The sequence below is a fragment of the Rhodococcus sp. MTM3W5.2 genome, from assembly GCF_001984015.1.
Classification (GTDB): domain Bacteria; phylum Actinomycetota; class Actinomycetes; order Mycobacteriales; family Mycobacteriaceae; genus Rhodococcus_G; species Rhodococcus_G oryzae.
This window is the reverse complement of record NZ_CP019572.1, coordinates 2,951,666-2,972,189: the sequence shown is the minus strand read 5'-3', so window position 1 is coordinate 2,972,189 and position 20,524 is coordinate 2,951,666. Positions and strand designations below refer to the sequence as shown.

Below are 20,524 nucleotides of genomic sequence, written 5' to 3'. Positions count from 1 at the left end.
GTCCTCCTTTCAGGAGTTCCTGCTGCTCAACAGATTCGCGGCAACGGGTCGCCGACGAGCATGTCGACGATCCGGCTGCCCCCGAACGCGGTCCGCAGTGCCACGATGCCCTGCGGCTCGGCCATCACCTCACCGATGACGGCCGCCTGTGCACCGCCGGTCTGCGCACGCAGCGCGTCGACCGCGGCGTCCGACTCGGCGCGCGGCACGATCGCGATGAACTTGCCCTCGTTGGCCACGTAGAGCGGGTCGATTCCCAACATGTCGCAGGCGCCGAGCACCTGCGGCTGGACGGGGAGCGACTGCTCGTCGAGGATCACCGCGAGGCCGGAGACCTGCGCGAGCTCGTTGCAGACCGTGCCGACCCCGCCGCGGGTGGCGTCGCGCATCCACCGGGTCGACGGTGCGGCCTCGAGCAGCGACTCGACGAGCGAGTTCACCGGCGCTGTGTCCGAGTCGATGTCGGCCTCGATGGCGAGCTCGCCGCGGGCGAGCATCACCGCCATGCCGTGCTCGCCGATGGTGCCCGACACCAGGACGCGGTCGCCGGGCTGTACCCGGTCCGCGGACAGTACCCGGCCCGCGGGGATGACGCCGACGCCCGCCGTGCAGATGTACATCCCGTCCGCGGCGCCCTTGCCGACCACCTTGGTGTCGCCGGTGACGATCTCGATGCCGGCCGCCTGGCCGGAATCGCGCATGTCGGCGACGATCTCGCGCAGCGCGGAGATCTCGAAGCCCTCCTCGATGACGAATGCGGCCGAGAGCCATTGCGGGCGGGCGCCCGAGACAGCGAGGTCGTTGACGGTGCCGTGCACGGCCAGGTTCCCGATGGACCCGCCGGGAAACCGCAGCGGTTGCACCACATACGAGTCGGTCGAGAACGCGAGCCGCTCGCCCGAGGGGAGCGGGAGCACCGCGGCGTCGCCGAGCTGCTCGAGTTCAGGGTTGCGGAACGCCTCGACGAAGACGGAATCGACCAGGGCCGCCGAGGATTTGCCGCCCGCGCCGTGGGCGAGGGTCACCACCGATTCGAGCAGGCGCGGACGGCGCTTGCGGAACTCGTCGATGCGGTCGAGCACCCGGCCCTCGCGTTCGGCCGCGGTCGAGGGTCGGTCGCCGACCTGTGAGCTGCTCATCTGGGACCGCCTGTCGTCTCTCGCGGTCCCGGTGCGGGTTTCGCGAGGTTGTCCTGCACCGCAGACCAGAGCTGGTATCCGACCAGCGCGTGGCTCTCCTGGATGCGATGGATGCTCTGGGACCGGATGGTGAAGCAGAAGTCCAGGTCGTCGCTGGTCGACATCCGGCCGCCGTCGTGGCCGGCGAACCCGACGGTGAGCAGCCCGCGCGTACGGGCCTCGGCCAACGCCGTCATCAGGTCGTCGGAGTTGCCGGACGTGGACAGCGCGATGGCGATGTCGGCCGGCTTGGCATGGGCGATGATCTGGCGCGAGAAGATCAGCTCGAAGCCCACGTCGTTGCCCAGCGCCGTGACCACCGCCTGATCGGCCGCCAGCGACCAGGCCGCGACCGGTCGACCGCGGGCGGGCCTGCTGAACAGCGAGGCCAGGGTGGCCGCGTCGGTGGAACTGCCGCCGTTCCCGAACGTGTACAGCCGCGCGCCCGCGCGGAACCGCTCGGCCATCCGTGCACCAGCCGAGGTGATCCCATCGCCCCATTCCTCGAGCGAGACCCGCTGCAGCCGTGCGCTCTCGGCGGCCTTGCTGCGCGCCGACGCGGCCAGGTCGGTCAGCAACGCGTCGGCGTCGTTCTCCTCCGCGTCGATGAAGGGGTAGAGGAAGTTCGTGCTCTCCTGCTCGCTCATCGCGACACCTCGGGGTTGTCGATGCGGGTGATCGCCGCGCCGCCGTGCACGAGGATCAGGTCGTTCGCCTCGACCTCGCCGAGCACGGTGACGTCGACGGACTCCTCGCCGGAGCCGGTACGGACCAGCGCGGTGTCCAGCGCGGTCGCCGGGGCAGCACCACCTCGGCGAGCCTGCCCTCGTCGCTGCACGTGACGCACCCGTCGTCGGCACAGGCGTCCTCGTCCGGGGTCAGCAGGCCGGGATGTTCGAAGCAGACGTGGGTCAGCTCCCACAGCAGGTGGTACATCAGCACGAACCTGCCGGTCGCCGGGATCATCGGGTCGTCGGAGGCCACCCACAGCGTGTGATCCGCGCTGCCCGCCGGTGGGCGCGGGCCGGAGCCGATCCAGATCGTGTCGGCGCCCCACGCGGGCGCGCGCCGCATCGCGTCGCACACCTGGGGCTGGTCGGCGGAGGCCACCGCGATGATCACGTCGCCGGGCCGGGTGGCGACGCGGCACTGTGCGACCGGGTCCGGTTCGACCAGCGCGACGGACGGCAGCGCCCGCTTGCCCATGATCACCGGGTGCACGAACTCCACCGCGACGTGATGGGCGTGCGGCTCCCACTGCGGCGAGATGACCCACAGCGTGGCGCCCGCGTTGAACCTCCTGGCGAGCGCCAGCGCCGCGGATGCGAGATCCGCGGAGAGATCGTCGTCGATCAGGGGGGCGTCCGAATGCGCTGTCGCGGTCATCGCCGTGCTCCGATCTTCGGTCCGTCGGCCCGGGTGCCGCGCCGGTCGGCGGTGCGCTCGAGTAATGCGAGGCCGAGCGCCGCCTGGCCGAGCGAGAGTCCGCCGTCGTTCGCGGGGACCCGCTGGTGGGTGAGGACCTCGACACCGTTGCCCTGCAAACGCGTTCGCAGCATGCTCAGCAGCAGCCGGTTCTGGAAGACGCCTCCCGTCAGCCCGACGGTTCCTGTGCCCGTCCGGTCGGCGATACGCAGGGCCAGCGTCGCGGTCGCGGTGGCGAGCGCGCGATGGAATCCGAGCGCGAGCGAGGCCGCGGACTCGCCCCGCCGTAGGCCTGCGACGAGACCGGTCAACAGCGCTTCGAGGCGCAGCTGCTCGTCCTCGATCGCCATCGTCAGCGGCGCGGGCCTCGCGGCCTGCCGCGCGAGCGCCTCCAGTTCGATGGCCGCCTGCGCCTCGTAGCTCACCCGGTGGCAGACGCCCAGCAGCGAGGAGACGCCGTCGAACAGGCGCCCGACGCTGGTCGTGCGGACGGCGCCGGCCCCGGAGGCCAGTTGCGAGGCGACGAGCAGGCGTTCCGCGACCGCGAGCGCACGGGTGCAGGGCAGGTCGTCGATCTCGCGGATCCCGGCCTCGTGCAGCAGGGACAGCGCGACGCGGGCGGGGTTGCGGACCGCGGCGTCGCCGCCGGGCAGCCAGAACGACTGCAGGTGGCCCGACCGCTCGGTCGCCAGGAGGTCCGGGCCGACCAGCAGGAGCTCGCCGCCCCACACGGTCGCGTCGCACCCGTATCCGGTGCCGTCGAAGGCGACGCCGAGGACCCTCGAGCCGAGGCGGCCGTGCTCGGCGAGCAGGGAGGCGACGTGCGCGTGGTGGTGCTGCACCGTGCGCAGCTCGATCTCGTTCTCCTCGCCGTACCGCGTCGCCCACTGCCTGGTCGAGTAGCCCGGGTGATCGTCCGCGACGATCAGCGCGGGCGCGGCCCGGTGCATGGTGGTGAGCTGGCGCACCGAGGTCTCGAACGCGCGCCTGCTCTCCAGGGTGCCCATGTCACCGAGATGCGCCGAGCAGAACGCGAGATCCTGGCGGGTCAGGCAGAAGGTGTTCTTCACCTCGGCCCCCACCGCCAGCACCACCGGACCAGGGGAGGGCAGCAGGATCGGGAGCGGCGCATACCCTCGCGACCGGCGGATCGGGACCTCGCGGTCCTCGGACACCGCCAGCACCGAGTCCTCGCAGGGCACGGCGATGTCGCGATCGTGCATCAGGAAGAGATCGGCGATCCCGCCGAGCCGTGCGCGCGCGTCGTCGTTGTCGAAGCAGAGCGGCTCGCCGCTGGTGTTCCCTGAGGTCATCACGAGGACACGGGGGTGCTCATCCGGTGGCGACCCGGGAGCCGGCGAGAAGAGCAGGTGGTGCAGCGGGGTGTAGGGCAGCATCACCCCGAGCTCGTCCAGGCCGGGCGCCACCTCGCCCGCGACGGGGCCGGGCCCCCGGGTTCGCAGCAGCACGATCGGCCGCGCCGGGTGGCCGAGCAGGCGCTGCTCGGCGTCGGATACGTCGGCGATCCGCTGGACCGTCGCCGTGTCCGCGGCCATCACCGCGAACGGCTTGGCGGGACGGCGTTTTCGGATCCGTAACCGCCGGACCGCGGACGGCTGGGTCGCATCGCACACCAGGTGGAAGCCGCCGAGCCCCTTGATCGCGACGATCAGGCCGTCGCTCAGCGCCTGGTGGACGCACCGCAGCACCTCGTCGTCCCCGAAGGTCCGGATGCCGTCTCGCTCCAGGAAGATCCGCGGGCCGCAGTCGTGGCAGCTGATCGGTTGGGCGTGGTAGCGCCGATCCTCCGCGGTCCCGTACTCGAGTAGACAGCGAGGGCACATCTCGAATGGGGCCAGTGTCGTCGCAGGCCGGTCGTAGGGCAGGTCGGTGATCACGGTCAGGCGCGGCCCGCAGTTGGTGCAGTTGATGAACGGATGCCGGTAGCGGCGGTCGGCGGGGTCCCGCAACTCCCGTAGGCAGTCCTCGCAGGTCGCCACATCCGGGGAGATCAGCGTCCGTGCGCCCGGGACGTGCCTGCTCTCGGCGATGCGGAAGGACCGCTCGCCCTGCGGGGCAAGGGTTTCTGTGGCGATGTCGACGATCACGGCGATCGGTGGCGCATCGGCCCGGATCCGGCGCTCGAACTCCGCGAGTGCCGCGGCGGGGCCCTCCGCCTCGATGAACACGCTGGCGTCGTCGTTGCCGCAGTGGCCGACGATCGCCAGGTCCGCCGCCAGCCTGGCGATGAAGGGCCGAAACCCCACTCCCTGGACGATTCCGCGGACCACGATCCGACGCCGTTCGATACGGCCTTCCGCCCGGTGTGCTGGCTGTAAGTGGGTTGTCATACCCGACTCCACATCGCAGACGGTGCACCCCGGGTCCGGGGTGCTGGGTGACGACCGGCCTTCATCGGATCCTTCTCCTCGCGCTCCGGACCCGCAAGGGGCGTCGGCGCAGTATCCGCCGATCCGGAGGACCCAGGTGCAGACGCGGAGCGGTCGACGGGTGTGTACTTGATCGCATGAGCCTTGGGCCCGGCTCGGCAGGCGGCGGTGGGTGAGCATGCCGGTGTGGCGGCTGCGTGACTTCCATGACGGGGATCTCGATCAAGCCATCCAGATCCTGGATCAGAGCCGTGCGCCGGGGTCGGAGGAGCCGGTGTTCGCGGTCGCCGAGGTGATGGCCGCGGCCCGGGCCGGTCAGCCCGCCGTGGTGGCCGCGGTCGGGGACGAACTGGTCGGGATGGCGGTGGCACAGACACAGGGCGAGCGGGCCTGGGTGCTCCTGGTGGCACTGGGATCGAGATGGCGAGGACGCGGAATCGGTAGCGCGCTGCTGGCGAACCTGGAGCAACGCCTGCGTTCCGCGGGGGTTCAGCGGATCTGTGCGGTGTTGACCGAGGGTGCCACTGGTTCGGCGGCGTTCGAGAACTCCGGCTACGCCCGTCGGGACGGTCTCGTCTACTACGAAATGCTCGAGCCGCTCGGCCCGGATCGGGCGTTGCTCGCCGAGTTGGGTGGTCGCATACTGCCAACGGGATTGTGGCAGGCCATGGCCGGAATGGAGCGGGTGAAGGAAGCCATCGAGCGCCGGGTCGTCTTGCCGCTGGCGGAGCCGGACGTCGCCGAACGGTATGGCGTCCAGCCCCCCAAGGCGGTGATCCTGTTCGGCCCGCCAGGTACCGGCAAGACCAGCTTCGCGAAGGCGGTGGCATCGAGACTGGGCTGGCCGTTCGTCGAACTGTTCCCCTCTCGCCTGGCCGCGGCGGTGGACGGTGGGTTGGCCGCCTCGCTACGGGACGTCTTCTCCGAACTGGCCGAGCTCGAGGAGGTGGTGCTGTTCATCGACGAGGTCGAGGAGATCGCGGCCGCCCGCACCGGGTCGGCGGCCAATGCCGCGCACGGGGTCACCAATGAACTGCTCAAGCTGATCCCGTTGTTTCGGGATCGTGACCGGCGACTGATGGTCTGTGCGACGAACTCGGTGCACTCGCTGGATTCTGCGTTCCTGCGCCCCGGTCGATTCGACTACGTGATCCCGGTCGGCCCGCCGGATGCGCCAGCCCGTCGTGCGGTGTGGGAGCGCTATCTCGGTGCCGCACACGGTGCCGTCGACGTGAACCTGATCGTGAATTCCAGTGAGCTGTTCACCCCCGCCGACATCGAGTTCGCGGCTCGGAAGGGCGCGCAGACCGCCTTCGAGCGGGAGATTCTCCACCGCCGCGGCGAGCCGGCGAACACCGACGATTATCTCGCGGCCATCGCCGACACGCGGCCGACCCTCAGCGCCGAGTTGCTGGCCGAGTTCGACCAGGACACCGAGCAGTACACACGCTTGTGACGTTCTCACCTGCGGGAACACCCGACCGAGTCGGGGCTCGGGCGGTAGCGTGAGCGAACGGAACGAAACGGAGTCGGTATGCCCGATTCGGCGCGTCATTCGACACCTGCGGTGCGGGTCCTGCTCGTGCTGGTCTGCGCGGTGCTGGCCGCGGCATTCGGGTCGCCAGCGCTGGCCGCCCCGGCCGCCCCTGCCGGCCCGGAGTCGCCCGCCTGCGCGTGGCGGTTCATGTCGAACGAGACCGTCCTCAATGTCGCGTTCCCGGACGCCAACGCGACCTACTGGGTGCTGCCGTACGCGTTGGGTGGCGACGACCGGATCGAGCTGAGCGGGGACTATCCCGCCGCGCGGTACTTCTCGCTCAACACCTACGGCACCGACCTCAACACGGTCGACACCCTGCGGGACGACCAGATCGTCCCGGATCAGGGCGGCGGGAACCCGTTCGTGGATCCCTCGTCGGCCGGGTCACCAGAGCCGGCGCAGAGTTGGCGCGCCACCGTGGTGCCCGGCGAGGCGGACCACGCGCTGAACCAGATCCGGGCGCTGCCCACCGGAGCCGCGAGCCAGACCGTGCCGATGGGCTTCCTGATCATCCGGGTGTACGTCCCCGACGACGCCGCCTCGCCGCCAGGAGGGGTGTCGCTGCCCGCGGTCGCCCTGGTGCTGAACAACGGCGCAACCACGATCCCGATCTCGACCTGCCCGGCGGCATTCGACCCGGCGGACGCCACCAACGGACCGATGGGGCAGGCGATGGAGGCGACCTTCGACCGACTGATCGCGGGCGCGGCCTCGGGCGCCTTCCCCGGGAACGTGCCGGAGGCGACGTTCGTGAACCCGGCGAGCACCTCGGGGCTGTTCCCCAATGGCGACAACAAGTACATAGGCGCGGGCCTGACCTATCAGCCGGGCCGGATCGTGGTCGTGCGGGGACGGGCCCCGACCTTCCCGGACACCAGGGCGGGCGTGCCGGTGACCGAGCCGGGGCAGCAGGTGCGGTACTGGTCGATGTGCCAGAACGACCAGGTGTCGCCGTACCCCGTGGTCGCCTGCGCGGCCGACTTCCAGACCAACCTCGATGCGCGCGGCTACTACACATACGTGGTGGCGGCGCCGGAGGACGTGCCCGCGGCCGCCGCGTCAGACCCCACGGTGACGGTTCTGCCCTGGGGGAGCACCGAGGTTCCGAAAAAGGTGCTCTTCCTGCGGCACATGCTGCCCAGCCCGGCCTTCTACCCGCAGTCGGTGCAGGCGTCCCAGGCCGCGAACTCCGATCCCGCCACGACCATGGGGGAGTACTACCCGAGGGCGAGCTATTGCACGCGCGCCGACTTCGAGGCGGGCGGCTACCGGGCCTGCCTGGACGGGAACGGCTGAGTCCGGTCCGTCGGGCGGCCGGTGAGCCCGCACAGAGTCGCCACCTGCCCGAGGGTCAGCGCCCCGCCCTTGTCGGTCGCAAGGGCGAATCGCCCGTCCGCCCGGACCCGCACCGCGACGGCCGCCTCCCTGCGCGCGGGGTCGCCCGCACGGTCGAGCAGGTACTCGTCGTCGCCCGCCGGGGTCGGCGTCACTGCGCGGACGGCACCGCGCGCGTATGCCTCTTCGATGAGACCGTCGATCATGACGCTGACTCCTCACGTGTCGGGCACTGTGCCCGGCCGCGATTATTAGGTACGCCTAACCTTATTGTCAAGCCGTTCGTCCCGGTCAGAGGACCTCGAACGGCGGTCACGAGTGTCTGCGACGCCCATTCTTCGGTCTTTCACCCGAGGGTGGGCAATTCCTCGCCCTGGGGTGATGGCGGCGTCGGTGCCGCGCGGCCCAGCATTGAGGAGTAGCGAATCCGGAATCGGATTCACCCGACACGACCACAGAGAGTTCGGCATGAACGCGATGAACACACCGGCGTCGACCCCCTCCGGGGCAACCGGAGCCGGTGGCTCCATGACCACTGCGGAGATCAAGTCCCGACTCGATGCGATGTTCGTGTCGGCCAGGCCGGATGGGCGTCGCCGGGGTTCCGGGCTGCGCAGATTGGATCGGGCGGCACGCGTCTGACCGGATTGACGGCGCGACATCGGGGTTGTTTCGGAGTGGGCGACAACGGGTATGTGGTCTTCGTGACTTATCGACCACTACGTTGAAGCGGGGTTCACGTCATGATCGTGCTCGGATTGATCTTGCTTCTCATCGGCTTCCTGACCGGTATCTCGATTCTGTGGACGATCGGCATCGTCCTCGTGGTCATCGGACTGGTCCTGGCCGTGCTCGGTTCGACCGGCCGGGCCGTCGGGGGTCGGAAGTACTGGTATTGACGCTTCCGACGCTGCCTACGGACTCGGCTGCGGCACATTGCAATCGGTGACCTTCGGATTGACCCCGGCATAGTTCAGCGGCCCGGCCAGTACCGTGACCACGATGGTGCCTACGCCTGCGCAGTTCTCCTGGGTATTCGTGTAGTAGCCGCGCTGGCCTGCCGCGATGGCCCCGACCACGAGCCAGATCAGCACGACGAGAGTGATCAAACGCATCACACACCTCCGACTTCGCGCGGTTTCGCCTTCTCCGAGCAATACCCCGGCGCGGCAGCCGCGAAACCTACGTCGACGCCACCCGGGTTGCACGCGCAATCCGGGAGGCGTCGACTACGGCCGATCAGTCCTTGAAGGCGTCCTTGATCTTTTCGCCGGCCTGCTTGATGTTGCCCTTGGCCTGATCCTTCTGACCCTGGGCCTCGGTTTCACGATCGCCGGTCGCCTGGCCGACCTTTTCCTTTGCCTTGCCTGCGAGTTCTTCGGCCTTGTTCTTCGCCTTGTCGGTCGCTCCCATGGGATGCCTCCTTGTGGTCTTGGCTCAGTGATTGCGCAGTGAGTTGATGAGTTCCTTCTTGTTCAACCTCGAATAGCCGCTGAGGCCGAGCTCTTTCGCCCGTTCTTTCAGTTCGGGCACCGTGCGCTCTTCGTAGGACTCGGCCTCGCCTCCCGATTTGCCCACAGACGAACGCCCCTCGGCGGCGGCGGCATTCGAGATTCGTGCCGCCTTCTCCTTCGAGTCGCCCTCCTCGCGGAGCCTCTCGTACAGATCCTGGTCCTTGAGGTGGGGGTCAGATCCCTTTCGCGGCATCGGCTTCTCCTTCCTCGTACCGTCGTGCCGGCCGGGTTGGCGAGCAGTGAGGTGCCCGGCCCTCGATCCCCACTAGTACCCAGCCCTCAGCGGTCCGAAACGCGGCGGTTCAGTCCGACTCGTCCATCGCCGCCCGGAGCGACGCAAGGGTTCGCGCCAGTATCCGCGACACGTGCATCTGGGAGACCCCGACCTGCTCCGCGATCTGCATCTGGGTGAGGTTGCCGAAGAAGCGCAGCATCAGAACCGTGCGTTCGCGCTCCGGCAGCGCGGCGACCATTGGTCGGAGAGCCTCGCGATTGTCGATCATGTCGAAAGAGGAGTCGAGATCCCCCACGGTCTCCGCGAGGGGCGGCGCGCCAGGGCGATCCGTGCCGGGGGCGTCCACTGACGTCGTCTGGTAGGCATTGCCTGCCAACAGGGCCTCGTTGACGTCGCTGCGACTCACACCGAGCTCCGACGCGATCTCGGAGGGTGTGGGGGACCGGCCGAGTTGTTGACTGAGGGCCCCCGTCACCTTCCCGATGGCGAGATGGAGTTCCTTGGTGCGGCGCGGAACACGCAGAGCCCAGCCCGCGTCGCGGAAGTGGCGACGCACCTCGCCCATGATCGTGGGAACCGCGAATGCGACGAACTCGGTGCCCCGTTCGACGTCGTACCTGTTGACGGCGTTCACCAAACCCAACCGGGCGACCTGGATCAGATCCTCGTGCGGTTCGCCGCGGCCCGTGAACCTGCGGGCGATGTGTTCTGCCAACGGCAGACACTGTTCCACGATGTCCTCGCGCGCGGCCGCACGTGCGGGGTCGTCGGGCGTCATCGCGGCGAGCGCTGCGAACTGGATGTCGACGCCCGAATACTCATCCGAACCGGGGCCCGAGTGTCGGCTCACCCGGTCGTGCCCTCAGCCCGGCGAGTGAAGTCGATCGTGAGGATCATGTGGGACTCACGGTCGGGGTCGGGCGCCTGATGTGCGGCCACCTCATCGGTGAGGGTTCGCAGTACGTGCCATCCGAAACCGTGATCCAATCCGGCGACCGTCTCGTCGGCGCCGGACGACGTCGATCCCGAGAATCCGAACTCCCGGCCGTGAACGCGAAACCGACACAAGAGTGTTGAGTCCGGCCGGGCGGACCGGACCAGTCGGGTGGCGGCCTCGTCGACGGCGAGTCTCAGGTCCGCAATGGTGTCGAGATCGAAGTCATTCTGTGTCGCGATGGCCGTGACCATCGCACGGACGAGGAAGAGTTGGTCGACGTGGGCAGGCAACCGGAGTTCTACTTCCGGTCCGGTCTGCTGTTCTGGCTCTTCGGCGTGCGCCCGTGACATGCGGCCTCGTTCCCTCAGCGTGGGGTGTTGCGGTTCGCTGAATTCAGAGACTACCCACTCTCGTGGTCATCGAAACGTCACACGGGTCGCCGGCGGAGCTGGGTATTGGCCACGGCCAGATGGATCTGGTAAGAAGGAAAGAGGTTGAGCCAACAGCCGGCGGTAGGTCGAGCAATCGTCGCAGCTCCCGAAATCCTCTCGAATGCCTGGTGATTGATCGCGAGACCGCCGCTCCACTCCGCATGTCAATTGCGATGATGAGGAGGGTGTCGTGCTCAAGCGTCACCAATTCAAGGGAACGGATCGTGCGTCGGGACCGGCGCGAACCCCGCCGAGAGAATCGTCGACGGTCGTGGTTTCGATCAGTGGCGATATCGATGCCGCGAGTCTGCGGACCGTCCGAGAGCAGATCAATACCGGGATCGACGAGGCTGCTCGCAGTCTCGTGGTGGACGTGTCCCAGGTCACGTTCCTCAGCATCAGAGGGGCGGAGGTGCTCGCTGATGCTCAATGGCGAGCAGGCGCCGACGGGGTGGGGTTCTCGTTGGTCACCGGTTCGCGTGCGGTCGACCACACCCTTCGGGTTACCGACCTGGACAACCGATTCCAGTGCTTTACCTCAGTCGAAGATGCGCTCGCGCAACTCCGCGATGGTCGATCGCTTTCGATGGTTCCTGCCCCGCTCGGGGCTTGGCAGGCGGTCGGCTGAACGGACCCCGACGGGGGTTCGAGGAGAAGGCCGTGGATTGGGCGGGACCGGCGGCTCGGATTCTGAACCGCCGGTCCCTCGGCTCCTGTGACCACCCGGGCGGACGCAGGTCCTGACCAATGGATGCCCTGGCTCGGCGCGATCAAACCGCTCAGCGAGACTTCAATTGTTCGGATGTTTCGTGTCCGCCCGGGTCGATGTCGTCAGCAGGATGTGGTTGAAATCCTCTCGGAAGCCCTGCGGCGTGGTGATCATGGTGGAGATGTCTCGGAGCAACTGCCGTGCCACGTCCCGCACTTTGACGTTGGATTCCTGCGAGCGCCAGGTCAGCACCGCGAAGGCGCGGTCAGCGGAGATCCCGTATGCGAGCATCAAGGCGCCTTTGGCCTGCTCGATCGCAGCGCGCGACGATTCGATTTCCGCAACCGCGTCATCGATCGACTCCTGGATGTCGGATTCGAATGCGTTGGTGACGTCGATATAGAACCCGAAGGTCCCGATCACGTTGTCGTCCTCGTCGAGCAGTCGATCGCCGACGACCACCACGCGATGGGTCTCGCCCTGCGTGTCGATGATGCGGTGTCGGCTGCTGAAGGGCGCACCATGTGCTCGGACGTTGTCGAGGATCGCCGCGACGTGTTCCTTGTCGTCGGGGTGCTTGTGGGAGAGCATCAGTTCGGTTGTCGGCACGACCGAGCCCGGCGCGTATCCGTGCATCCTGGCGACCGCGTCGGACCACTCCCACGCATCGTCCGCGACCCGAAAGCGAAAGCTGCCGACAAGCAAGGACGATTCATTCCCGGCGGCCGCCGTCTCGCTGAACTCAGGCTGCGCCTCGGGCGCGACATCGCTCACAAATCGAGTATGGACCCATTTTCCGGGTGGTGGCGGTGAACCCCGGGCGGGTTCTGATCAGGGGCGTCGATCAACCTGATTCTCGGCGATCCAGGCCGCGATCTGCGTGCGCGAGGTGAACCCGAGCTTGGACAGCACGTGTTCGACGTGGCCCTGGGCGGTACGGGGCGAGATCACCAACATCGACGCGATCATCTTGTTCGAATGGCCCGCTGCGACCAGGTGTGCTACCTCGGTTTCGCGGGGGGTCAACACGGGCGCGACCGGCGTCGTCCGGGCCTGGGCGACGCAGCGGTCCCCGAGTGCAAACGCGACAGCCTCGTCGAGGCTCATCGCGGTACCGGTACGAAACGCCTCGCCGTAGGCGCGAGTCCCGAGCGCGTCGCGGGCGAGCTGTTCGCACTCCTCATGGTGGGCGAGCAGGTAGGGGAGGGTTGCGGAGGTGCTCCCGACGGTCTGCGAGAGCGTCTCGGCGGCGCCCATCAGCACCGCGGCACGCGTCGGCTCGTCCTCGCGGGTCGCGATCCAGGCCAGCGACTCCAGACACCAGCCCGTCATGACGGGGTCATCGACCTTCCGGATGAGCCGCAACGCCAGCGCTGTCACGGTTGACGCGCGACCGGTGTCTCCCGTGCGGAGCGCCGTCAGTCCGAGGGTCCATGACGAGTACGCGCGGAAAAAGGACTCCTCCCGCGGGGTGGTGATCGCCAGCACCTGCTCGTGACACGCGTCGGCCGTCTCCTCGTCCCCGGACAGTCCACTCGCGATTGCCAAGCCGAGGAGGCCACCCAGCTGTCGGCCGATCCGGGACGCGCTCGGACCCCGGTCGGCCCCGGTGGCGATCGATGCGCCCGCGCTGGCAATTGCAGTCTGGAGCGGTTCGACGGCCGCCGCGAGGTCTCCGCTGAACAGCGCCCGGTATCCCCTCGCATAGTTGCCGATCTCGAGTGACTCCGCGTCCCCCAGCTGCTCCGCAAGCGAGCAGCACTGCTCCGCCCGCGCCGAGGCCTCCCCGAGTTGACCCTGCATTCCTGCCAGCACGCCGTCGCAGTACAACATCTCCACCCGCTCCTCGGCTTGCATGGCGTCGGAGCTGGTCAGGCAGCGGCCCATCCATCGCCTCGCTTCCGCCAACAGGCCCCGGCACGACCAGAACATGAACAAGGCATTGGCGATGCGCGCGTTGACATCTGGATCGGTGCCGACGACCGCGTCGGTCAGACTGAACGCCAGAGCATCCCGCAGGTTCGACTGTTCCCGATCGAGTCGGGCGATCCAATCGGTCTGGCGGGGGCCGATCCACTCGGACTCGGCCCGCTCCACCAACTGCTCGTGCCACGCGAGGTGCCGCCGCTGAGCCAGGGGAAGGTCGCCGGATTCGCGCAGCTTCTCCCTGCCGTAGTCGCGGATCGCCTCGGACATGCCGAGGCGCACGACCTCCCCGACCTGCTCGCGGGCCAGGATCGACTTGTCCACCAGGGACGACACCGCGTCCAGGAAATCGTCGGCGACCAGGTCCTCGGGGCAGACGCCCTCGGCGGCATCGAGCTCGAAACCGCCGGCGAACACCGACAGCCAGGCCCACAGCTGCTGCTCTCGCGCGGTGCACAGCTCGTAGCTCCAGTCCACACATGACCGCAAGGTCTGTTGTCGGGTCGGCGCGACCCGGGAACCGACGGTCAGCAGCTGGTATCGGTCGGTCAGGCGGTGCAGGATCTGTTCCGCGGTCATCGCCCGGATCCGTACCGCCGCCAGCTCGATTGCCAACGGAAGCCCGTCCAGCCTGCTGCAGATTCCCGCCACCGCCGCACAATTGCTCTCGGTGAGCTCGAAGTCCGGCAGGCAGGCCGTGGCGCGCGCGACGAACAGTGCCACCGCCTCGCAACTGGCCATCGCCTCGAGCGATGGGACCTGAAGCGTGTCCGGCACCGTCAATGGCGGCACCCGCATCACCTGCTCCCCGTCCACCCCGAGGACCTCGCGGCTCGTCGCAAGGACTTGCAGGTCCGGACACGCTCGCAGCAGTGTCTGAACCAGCTCCGCGACGGCACCGAGCACGTGTTCGCAGTTGTCCAGCACCAACAGGGTCTGCTTGGTGGAGAGGTGATCGATCAGCAGGCGAGAGACCGAACGTCCGGGCCGATCAGGAAGCCCGAGCGCCGCGGCGACGGTCTCCGGCAACAACGCAGGATCGTGCAGGTCGCCGAGCGCGACAAACCAGACTCCGTCGGCGAACGCCCGCCGCGAATCCTCGGCGACCCGCAACGCCAGTCTGGTTTTGCCGACCCCACCGATGCCGGTCAACGTGACCAACCGCGAGGTGGACTGCAGCCGCCGTGCCTCGATTATCTCGTGGCGCCTACCGATGAAACTGGTCAATTCAACCCGCAGGTTTCCGGGCTTTTCCTTGACGGAGGTTGTCATCGAACGTCATCTCGTTTCGCGGTGTGCTGTGATCGACGCTATCCCTGGAAGGCTATGCCTGGCGGATGGTGGCCATATCGTTGCGTTCATTTTGTTCATCGGCTCGGCTCATACTCGGTCCACCGCACCATTCACCCCGGTATGCAGGGAGTTCCCGTGCGCTTCGGCCGTGTCGGTGCGGGGGAGTGGCGTGCCCCTCGACACGAGTTGGTAGGCCGGGTTGAGGGCAGCGGCGTCCCGGACCGAGGCGCCCGCGCCCACGGTGTACCGCTGCGTGGTGTTCATCGACTCGTGACCGAGCATCCGCATCAACGTGTAGATGCTGACGTTCTGGTCCGCCATGGCGGTGGCGAAGGTGTGTCGCAGCTGGTGGACGAGGGCGCCCTTGGCGCGGTCGCCGTTGATCCCCGCGCGGCGATAGGCGCGTTCGACGCGATACTGCAGCGTCCCCCTGGTGATCCGCCTGCCGTCGCCACCGACGAACATGGGGTCGGCGTCGGCGAACCGCTCCCACGGGGAGGCCTCGGCCCTCGGCCTGCGTCGCGCCGTGTCGGGGAATCGCTCGGAACGGCTGACGAGGTAGTCGCCGAGTACATCGACCACAGCAGGCTCCACGGTGACGACCCGCTCCTTGTTCCCCTTACCGTGGACGTGGATCACCTTGGCGTGGCCGTCCCCGTCGTCGATCGCGTCGCGCAGGTCCCCGAGATCGACCGCGATGAGTTCGGCCGAACGCATCCCGGTCAGCAGCCCGGTGAGAATGAGCGCGAGATCGCGTTCCGGCCAGGCGCGCGCTCCGTTGTCGTCCGACGATTGGAGCGTGGACACGAGCCGTTCGATCGAGTCGGCGCGAAACGCCTTCGGCAGTGTCTTGGGTGCCTTCGGGCGCAGCACCGCCGACATCGGGTTGGCGACGATGGCGTCGACGGAGAACAGGAAGTCGCACAGCATGTTCCAGGTCGACCAGCATCGCCTGATCGAGGCAGCCTGGTGGGTCCGCGCGTACTCGGCGAAGGCCGCCCGCACGGTCGTCTTGTCGAGCGCGTCGAGGGTGAGGTCCGTGGCGGTCACCCCGCGGGTACGCGAGAGGGCCTCGGCGATGAGGGTGTAGTCCTGGCGGTAGGCCTTGAGGGTGTTGGGTGACGGTTTCGCGGTGCTGCGGTGGACCAGGAACTCCTCGAACCAGGGGGCCAGCCGATCCCGTGCCCGACCTCCCGTCTGAACGCTGTCGTCATCGGGGTCTCGCTCCGTCACCATGAGCGGGCACGCTAGCGGCAGGCACCGACATCGAGGGGAGCGGGTCCGGAGATTTCCGTCAAACACGTTGGGGCAGAGGCCTTCGTGCGGCGGCGGCCGCCGCAGGCACGGGAGCGCGGCAACCCGAGGGATCCGGTGGTCTTGATAATGTCATAACGCTGAGGATATCGGCACTTGTGCCGCAGTGGGGGTCATTCGCCGTAGTCGGCCGCCGATTCGTGCCCGCTCACGCCTGTCGGCAAAGAGAGGGGGGCCGGCCTCCGTGGCGTTCGGGGTGGCCGCGGTCGTGATGGCTCGTGTCGACCGGGAGGCCTGCTGCGGCCGACTGTGCGCGACGGTGAGTTGTCCTCGTCGCGGGGGAGTGCACTGGCGTCAGGCTGAGGTCGCGATTCCCCTGGTTGACCGTGAGGCGCCTCTCTCGATCGCCGGTCTCGCGGATGCGGGGCCTGGCCGTGGAGGGGGAGTCGGACGCCTCTTCGGCACTCGCCCTTGTAGGCGTCGTTGAGGTGGTGAAGGGGAGGCGATCGGTCATGGGCTCCTTGCGGGTGTTCATCACGCGGCGACATCCGCGATGATAATGACATAACGCTTGGCCTATCGGCTCAGGAGCCGAGCCGAGGGAACCTTCAGCAGTCGCCTGACGTCCAACGGTGCTTCCGTCCGTCGGCACAGAAGGGGAGAGGGCCCCGCCTCGGTCGCGGACGTGCCGCGACGCCCTAGGCTCGGCTGCAATGTCCGTGCGAATGTTCCGGCAGGGGGAGTTGTCGTGGAGATGGTCGAACTATCGGTGGGGACGATCGAGTACGAGGACACGGGCGGGCCGGGGCCGGTGATCGTGTTCCTGCACGGGCTGGCCATGGACGGGACGCTCTGGCGGCACGTGGTCGCCGACCTGCGTGACGACTATCGGTGCATCCTGCCGACGTGGCCGCTCGGCGGCCACCGAATTCCGATGAAGCCGGACGCGGATCTGTCGCTGTCCTCGCTCGCGGTGCTGATCGGGGAGTTTGTCGAGCGGCTCGGCCTGACGCAGGTGACCCTCGCGCAGAATGACTGGGGCGGAGCGCAGGTCCTGATCGCGAACGGCGACACCTCGCGGGTCGGCCGGATGATCATCACCGCCAGCGAGGCGTTCGAGAACTATCCGCCGCCGCCGGCCCGACCCATCGCGGCCGTCGCTCGGATCCCGGGCGGGCTGTACCTGACCATGCAGGCGATGCGCCTGCGTGCGATGCGACGATCGCCGAGAGCGTGGGGAGGGATGAGCAAGCGCGCGGTGCCGACCGAGGTGATGGACGGCTGGTTCCGGCCGGCCACGGAGAACGCGCAGGTGCGGCGCGACCTTCGGAAGTACGTGACCTCCGTGCCCGACCGGGACACGCTCCGGACCTGGGCCGCCGCGTCCGCCGGCTACCAGGGCCCGGTGCTGGTCGTGTGGGGGACCGAGGACCGTGTGATGCCGGTCGAGCACGGCCGCCGCCTGGCCCAGCTCTTTCCCCGCGCGGAGCTGGTCGAACTCGCCGACTGCTACACGCTGATCCCGGAGGACAGTCCGCGCGAGTTGACCTCGGCCATCCGCGGGTTCCTTTCGTCGACGTGAACGTCGGCCGAGTCGTCGTCGAAGATCCTCATGCCGCGCCGAACAAGGTTCGGTGCCCGCCGCCCGGTACACACGGCGTTTCGGCCGGGTCACGCGCTGATTGCGCGTTTCTGACTCGCGAGTAGCTGACGAGGTGCGCGAATCGTAAGGGTGTGGACACCGCGCGCCACGGGGCGGACACAATCCGTCTCTAGGGTCATTCGCATCTCCACCCCGCTGTCTGTCTTCACCGTCGCAGCAGCTCAGCGTGTCCGTCTGCGTCGATCGACGCGTCACCCATCGGCCGGCTTCGTCCGGCAGCGCAGGGACCATCGGTCCCTGCGACAGAACGAGAAGGAATCTCACCGACCATGAAAATGACCAAACTTGCGGCCGTCTCGGCCATGACGATCGCGTCGATGGGAATCATTGCCGGTACCGCCTACGCGGATCCGGCGCCCGCCACGACGGCAGGCGTGGGGTGGAATGTCACCCGCAGTGGCAACCAGGTGATCCTCGATACGGCCGCGGGTTCGCTGGCCAAGGAGAACAACCACCTGATCGTCCGGGACTCGAGCGGTGTCATCGTCGAGTCGGTGCCGCTTGCGCTGGCGGTCGACGGCATCGCGCACCCGGTCACGGCGACGATCGACGGCCGCACGGCGACGCTGACCGCGGACACCAGCCCGGCGGCGGCGACCCCGGTCGCCCTGCCTGTCAAGGACATCGACCTGCCCGCGGCCGTCGCGGGGGTCAAGGACAACATCACCATGACGGGTGCCGTCGGTGGGTTCCTTGGCGCCGCGACCGGTCTGGTCGGCGGCTGCATCCTCGGCGCGGTCGCAGCCGGCGTGGTCTCTGCACCTGCGGCAATGCTGTTCGGTGCGGGTCCGCTCGCGGGTTGCATCGGCGGCGCGCTGCTGGTGGGAGCCGGTGCCTCGCTCGCTGGCACCGCGATCGGGGGACTGGGCGCCGTGGCCGCCAACGCCCAGCCGTTCATCACGCTGCTGAACGCGCCGCCCGCGGCCAAGAAGTAGTCCTGCATCCGGCAGCGATCGCGCCGCCGGGCGTCGTCGGGTGGCCCGTCCCTGGCGGGGGCGGGCCACCCGGTCAGGTCAGTCCGACGCCGTGTCGGTGGCTCGTCCGAGGTGGCGGGCGAAGAACCGGGCCGAGCTGTCGCGCTCGTAATCGGGCACCTGGTTGTGCCTGCCCGGGTGGGCGTGCAGTGTCTTTTCCCTCGAGGCGAAGGCGTCGAACAACGCCACCGCAGAGGTGTGGTCGATTTCGTCCTCGTCCCACGGAATCCGGTACTCGACCGGGACGGTGATCTTCCTTGCCGCCTCGATCAGAGCGTCGTGCACGTAAACCCCACCGAAGCTCACGGCAGCGATCCGGGATTCGACCGCCGTCAACATCAGCCCGGTCACGACGCCCAAATTCACCCCGCCGTAGCCGATCGGTGCCTCGGCGCCGATCTCGGGCAGCGCCTGCAGGGCGTCCAGGGTCGCCTGCCATTCCGGCACCGCACGCTGCGCCAGCGACATGTTGTAGTCGATGACGATCGGGGCGATCGGCTCGATCGACGCCCTGGCCTGATGGATCGCCTCGGCCCACCGTTGATCCTGAAGGTTGCGCGGCCGGTCGCCGTGTCCGGGCGCGTCGATGGCGGCGACGGTGAACCCGTAGGTGGTCACGCAGCGGAGCGCACTGGCTACCAGCCCCGGCGCCTTCTTGTGCATGCCGCCGGAGTGCCCCGACAGCAGCAGCGGTGCGCCAAGGGTTCCGGATGTGGGCGACCAGAGCACGCCGGTGATCTCGTTCAGAGTGAAATTGCGTTCGATGACACCGTTCGACGATGTCTCAGAGGTGAAGTGCATGGTGTTGCCTTTCGGGATTGCCGTGTTGTCGAGGCGCTCCCGGCGACACCTACGTCAATCGCCGAACCGTGAACACGAGTGGAGCACCCACATGGTTACTGCGTTCATGGGTCTCACCTCCTCGTGTGATGCACGGTCTCGTAGACGCTATCAACCTGAATCGAATCCCGTCCAACGTATTTCCTGCCCACCCACCCGAGCGGCGCGGTTGTTGGGCGTAGGTCGGACGGATCGTCGTCGCGGGGGATCGGTCGGTAGGACGGCCGGCTGGGCAGCGTGGGGTGGTGGTGGAGGAGTGGGCCGGTGGTGCGTTCCGGGGGAGTCGGGGCCCGGGTCGGCCTCGGGCCCGCTGGTCTGAGCGGCCGGGAACTCGGGACGGGTCGGCGGGCAATTACGCCGACTGGGTTAGGTTCGGGCAAAGCCCGACGGAGATGCCGGCGATTCACGTATTCTGTTGTACTGCACCATATTTCATGGATAACAGTGATTATCCATGAAACTCGGTTGCGGTGCCGCTGGTCGGTGGGCCCGTGCCGCCGGTGGGGGTCTGCGGTTGGTCTCGGTCGCCGGCAGCCGACTGTGGCGGCGAATCGATCCGTTCGGACCATTCGGATGCATCGGCGCCCGGGTGATCCGCCGGGACGCCGACGATCGCATGCTCGCAACGAACCCGGCGCTCCGGCGGAGGTCCTCGCGGGGGCGCGGAGCCGGGGTTCGCCTTCGGGTGGCAATTCCGTCCGATGGGTCACCGGTGTGTGCGGTGCGCTCGCGTCGATCCGGGGTACATCCATGCTGGCTGGGGCGGCCCGGATCCACTCGAGATGACATAATGTCGATTATCGGTTGTGCACTGAACTGCGTTGATAACACGTCCGTGTAGTCGTTTCGTTCTCGTTCGGGTCGGCTCGTCGCCGCAATC

Annotated in this window: 19 protein-coding genes and 1 pseudogene; 6 read left to right on the top strand and 14 right to left on the bottom strand. The window is 68.2% G+C overall.

Features of this window, described 5'->3' with window-relative positions:
• Positions 1–26: 26 nt before the first annotated feature.
• The 4 genes and pseudogenes from hypE to hypF form a co-directional block, all read right to left on the bottom strand.
• Positions 27–1,139, bottom strand: a complete 1,113-nt coding sequence (gene hypE / locus BTZ20_RS13490; RefSeq protein ID WP_077041724.1) for a hydrogenase expression/formation protein HypE — start codon at positions 1,137–1,139, stop codon at positions 27–29.
• Positions 1,136–1,825, bottom strand: coding sequence for an SIS domain-containing protein (locus tag BTZ20_RS13485; RefSeq protein ID WP_077041723.1), 690 nt, complete (start codon positions 1,823–1,825; stop codon positions 1,136–1,138). The genes hypE and BTZ20_RS13485 overlap by 4 nt, the downstream gene beginning before the upstream one ends.
• Positions 1,822–2,564, bottom strand: a pseudogene (locus tag BTZ20_RS13480) (hydrogenase assembly protein HupF). Before BTZ20_RS13480 ends, BTZ20_RS13485 begins: the two are co-directional and overlap by 4 nt.
• Positions 2,561–4,954 carry a carbamoyltransferase HypF gene (gene hypF, locus BTZ20_RS13475; RefSeq protein ID WP_083742667.1) on the bottom strand — a complete coding sequence of 798 codons (2,394 nt, stop codon included), beginning with the start codon at positions 4,952–4,954 and terminating at the stop codon, positions 2,561–2,563. Before hypF ends, BTZ20_RS13480 begins: the two are co-directional and overlap by 4 nt.
• A gap of 217 nt (positions 4,955–5,171) precedes the next feature.
• Between hypF and BTZ20_RS13470 the strand changes: the two genes are divergently transcribed.
• Both BTZ20_RS13470 and BTZ20_RS13465 read left to right on the top strand, forming a co-directional pair.
• On the top strand, positions 5,172–6,449 hold the full coding sequence (locus BTZ20_RS13470; protein ID WP_077043694.1) for an ATP-binding protein: 1,278 nt from the start codon (positions 5,172–5,174) through the stop codon (positions 6,447–6,449).
• A gap of 78 nt (positions 6,450–6,527) precedes the next feature.
• Positions 6,528–7,829 carry a hypothetical protein gene (locus BTZ20_RS13465; protein WP_223263331.1) on the top strand — a complete coding sequence of 434 codons (1,302 nt, stop codon included), beginning with the start codon at positions 6,528–6,530 and terminating at the stop codon, positions 7,827–7,829.
• Here the strand turns inward: BTZ20_RS13465 and BTZ20_RS13460 are convergent.
• Positions 7,799–8,074 carry a hypothetical protein gene (locus BTZ20_RS13460; RefSeq protein WP_077041720.1) on the bottom strand — a complete coding sequence of 92 codons (276 nt, stop codon included), beginning with the start codon at positions 8,072–8,074 and terminating at the stop codon, positions 7,799–7,801. The two genes, BTZ20_RS13465 and BTZ20_RS13460, sit on opposite strands and share 31 nt — an antisense overlap.
• 537 nt (positions 8,075–8,611) lie before the next feature.
• On the opposite strand from BTZ20_RS13460, the gene BTZ20_RS27265 reads away from it, so the two are divergent.
• The gene (locus tag BTZ20_RS27265) at positions 8,612–8,767 is read left to right on the top strand and encodes a DUF6131 family protein (protein ID WP_223263330.1); all 156 of its coding nucleotides are present in this window, start codon (positions 8,612–8,614) and stop codon (positions 8,765–8,767) included.
• Positions 8,768–8,782: 15 nt separating this feature from the next.
• Here BTZ20_RS27265 and BTZ20_RS13455 read toward each other — a convergent pair whose 3' ends face one another.
• From BTZ20_RS13455 to BTZ20_RS13435, 5 genes are all read right to left on the bottom strand, one after another.
• Positions 8,783–8,983, bottom strand: a complete 201-nt coding sequence (locus BTZ20_RS13455; RefSeq protein WP_077041719.1) for a hypothetical protein — start codon at positions 8,981–8,983, stop codon at positions 8,783–8,785.
• A gap of 124 nt (positions 8,984–9,107) precedes the next feature.
• Complete coding sequence (locus BTZ20_RS13450) at positions 9,108–9,281, bottom strand: CsbD family protein (RefSeq protein ID WP_077041718.1); 174 nt, start codon at positions 9,279–9,281, stop codon at positions 9,108–9,110.
• Between the two features lie 24 nt (positions 9,282–9,305).
• On the bottom strand, positions 9,306–9,575 hold the full coding sequence (locus tag BTZ20_RS13445; RefSeq protein ID WP_077041717.1) for a Rho termination factor N-terminal domain-containing protein: 270 nt from the start codon (positions 9,573–9,575) through the stop codon (positions 9,306–9,308).
• A gap of 109 nt (positions 9,576–9,684) precedes the next feature.
• On the bottom strand, positions 9,685–10,467 hold the full coding sequence (locus tag BTZ20_RS13440; protein WP_077041716.1) for a SigB/SigF/SigG family RNA polymerase sigma factor: 783 nt from the start codon (positions 10,465–10,467) through the stop codon (positions 9,685–9,687).
• A complete protein-coding gene (locus BTZ20_RS13435; RefSeq protein WP_077041715.1) occupies positions 10,464–10,904 on the bottom strand; it encodes an ATP-binding protein in 441 nt (146 codons plus the stop codon). The genes BTZ20_RS13440 and BTZ20_RS13435 overlap by 4 nt, the downstream gene beginning before the upstream one ends.
• Positions 10,905–11,175: 271 nt before the next feature.
• Between BTZ20_RS13435 and BTZ20_RS13430 the strand changes: the two genes are divergently transcribed.
• The gene (locus BTZ20_RS13430) at positions 11,176–11,613 is read left to right on the top strand and encodes an STAS domain-containing protein (RefSeq protein WP_083742666.1); all 438 of its coding nucleotides are present in this window, start codon (positions 11,176–11,178) and stop codon (positions 11,611–11,613) included.
• A gap of 162 nt (positions 11,614–11,775) precedes the next feature.
• Here the strand turns inward: BTZ20_RS13430 and BTZ20_RS13425 are convergent, their stop codons facing one another.
• The 3 genes from BTZ20_RS13425 to BTZ20_RS13415 all read right to left on the bottom strand — a co-directional run bounded on the left by BTZ20_RS13425 (position 11,776) and on the right by BTZ20_RS13415 (position 16,149).
• Positions 11,776–12,399: a PAS and ANTAR domain-containing protein gene (locus BTZ20_RS13425; RefSeq protein ID WP_077043693.1), complete on the bottom strand. Its 624-nt coding sequence runs from the start codon at positions 12,397–12,399 to the stop codon at positions 11,776–11,778.
• A gap of 126 nt (positions 12,400–12,525) precedes the next feature.
• Positions 12,526–14,892 (bottom strand): ATP-binding protein, encoded by a 2,367-nt coding sequence (locus tag BTZ20_RS13420; protein WP_077041713.1) that lies wholly within the window; start codon positions 14,890–14,892, stop codon positions 12,526–12,528.
• Positions 14,893–15,000: 108 nt separating this feature from the next.
• A complete protein-coding gene (locus tag BTZ20_RS13415; RefSeq protein ID WP_083742664.1) occupies positions 15,001–16,149 on the bottom strand; it encodes a tyrosine-type recombinase/integrase in 1,149 nt (382 codons plus the stop codon).
• A 772-nt stretch (positions 16,150–16,921) separates the two neighbouring features.
• Here BTZ20_RS13415 and BTZ20_RS13410 point away from each other — a divergent pair.
• Entirely contained in the window at positions 16,922–17,749 is an 828-nt protein-coding gene (locus BTZ20_RS13410) for an alpha/beta fold hydrolase (RefSeq protein WP_077043692.1), read from the top strand.
• Between the two features lie 350 nt (positions 17,750–18,099).
• Positions 18,100–18,765, top strand: a complete 666-nt coding sequence (locus BTZ20_RS13405) for a hypothetical protein (RefSeq protein WP_077041712.1) — start codon at positions 18,100–18,102, stop codon at positions 18,763–18,765.
• Between the two features lie 78 nt (positions 18,766–18,843).
• Here the strand turns inward: BTZ20_RS13405 and BTZ20_RS13400 are convergent, their stop codons facing one another.
• Positions 18,844–19,605, bottom strand: coding sequence for an alpha/beta hydrolase (locus BTZ20_RS13400; protein ID WP_077041711.1), 762 nt, complete (start codon positions 19,603–19,605; stop codon positions 18,844–18,846).
• Positions 19,606–20,524 lie beyond the last annotated feature (919 nt).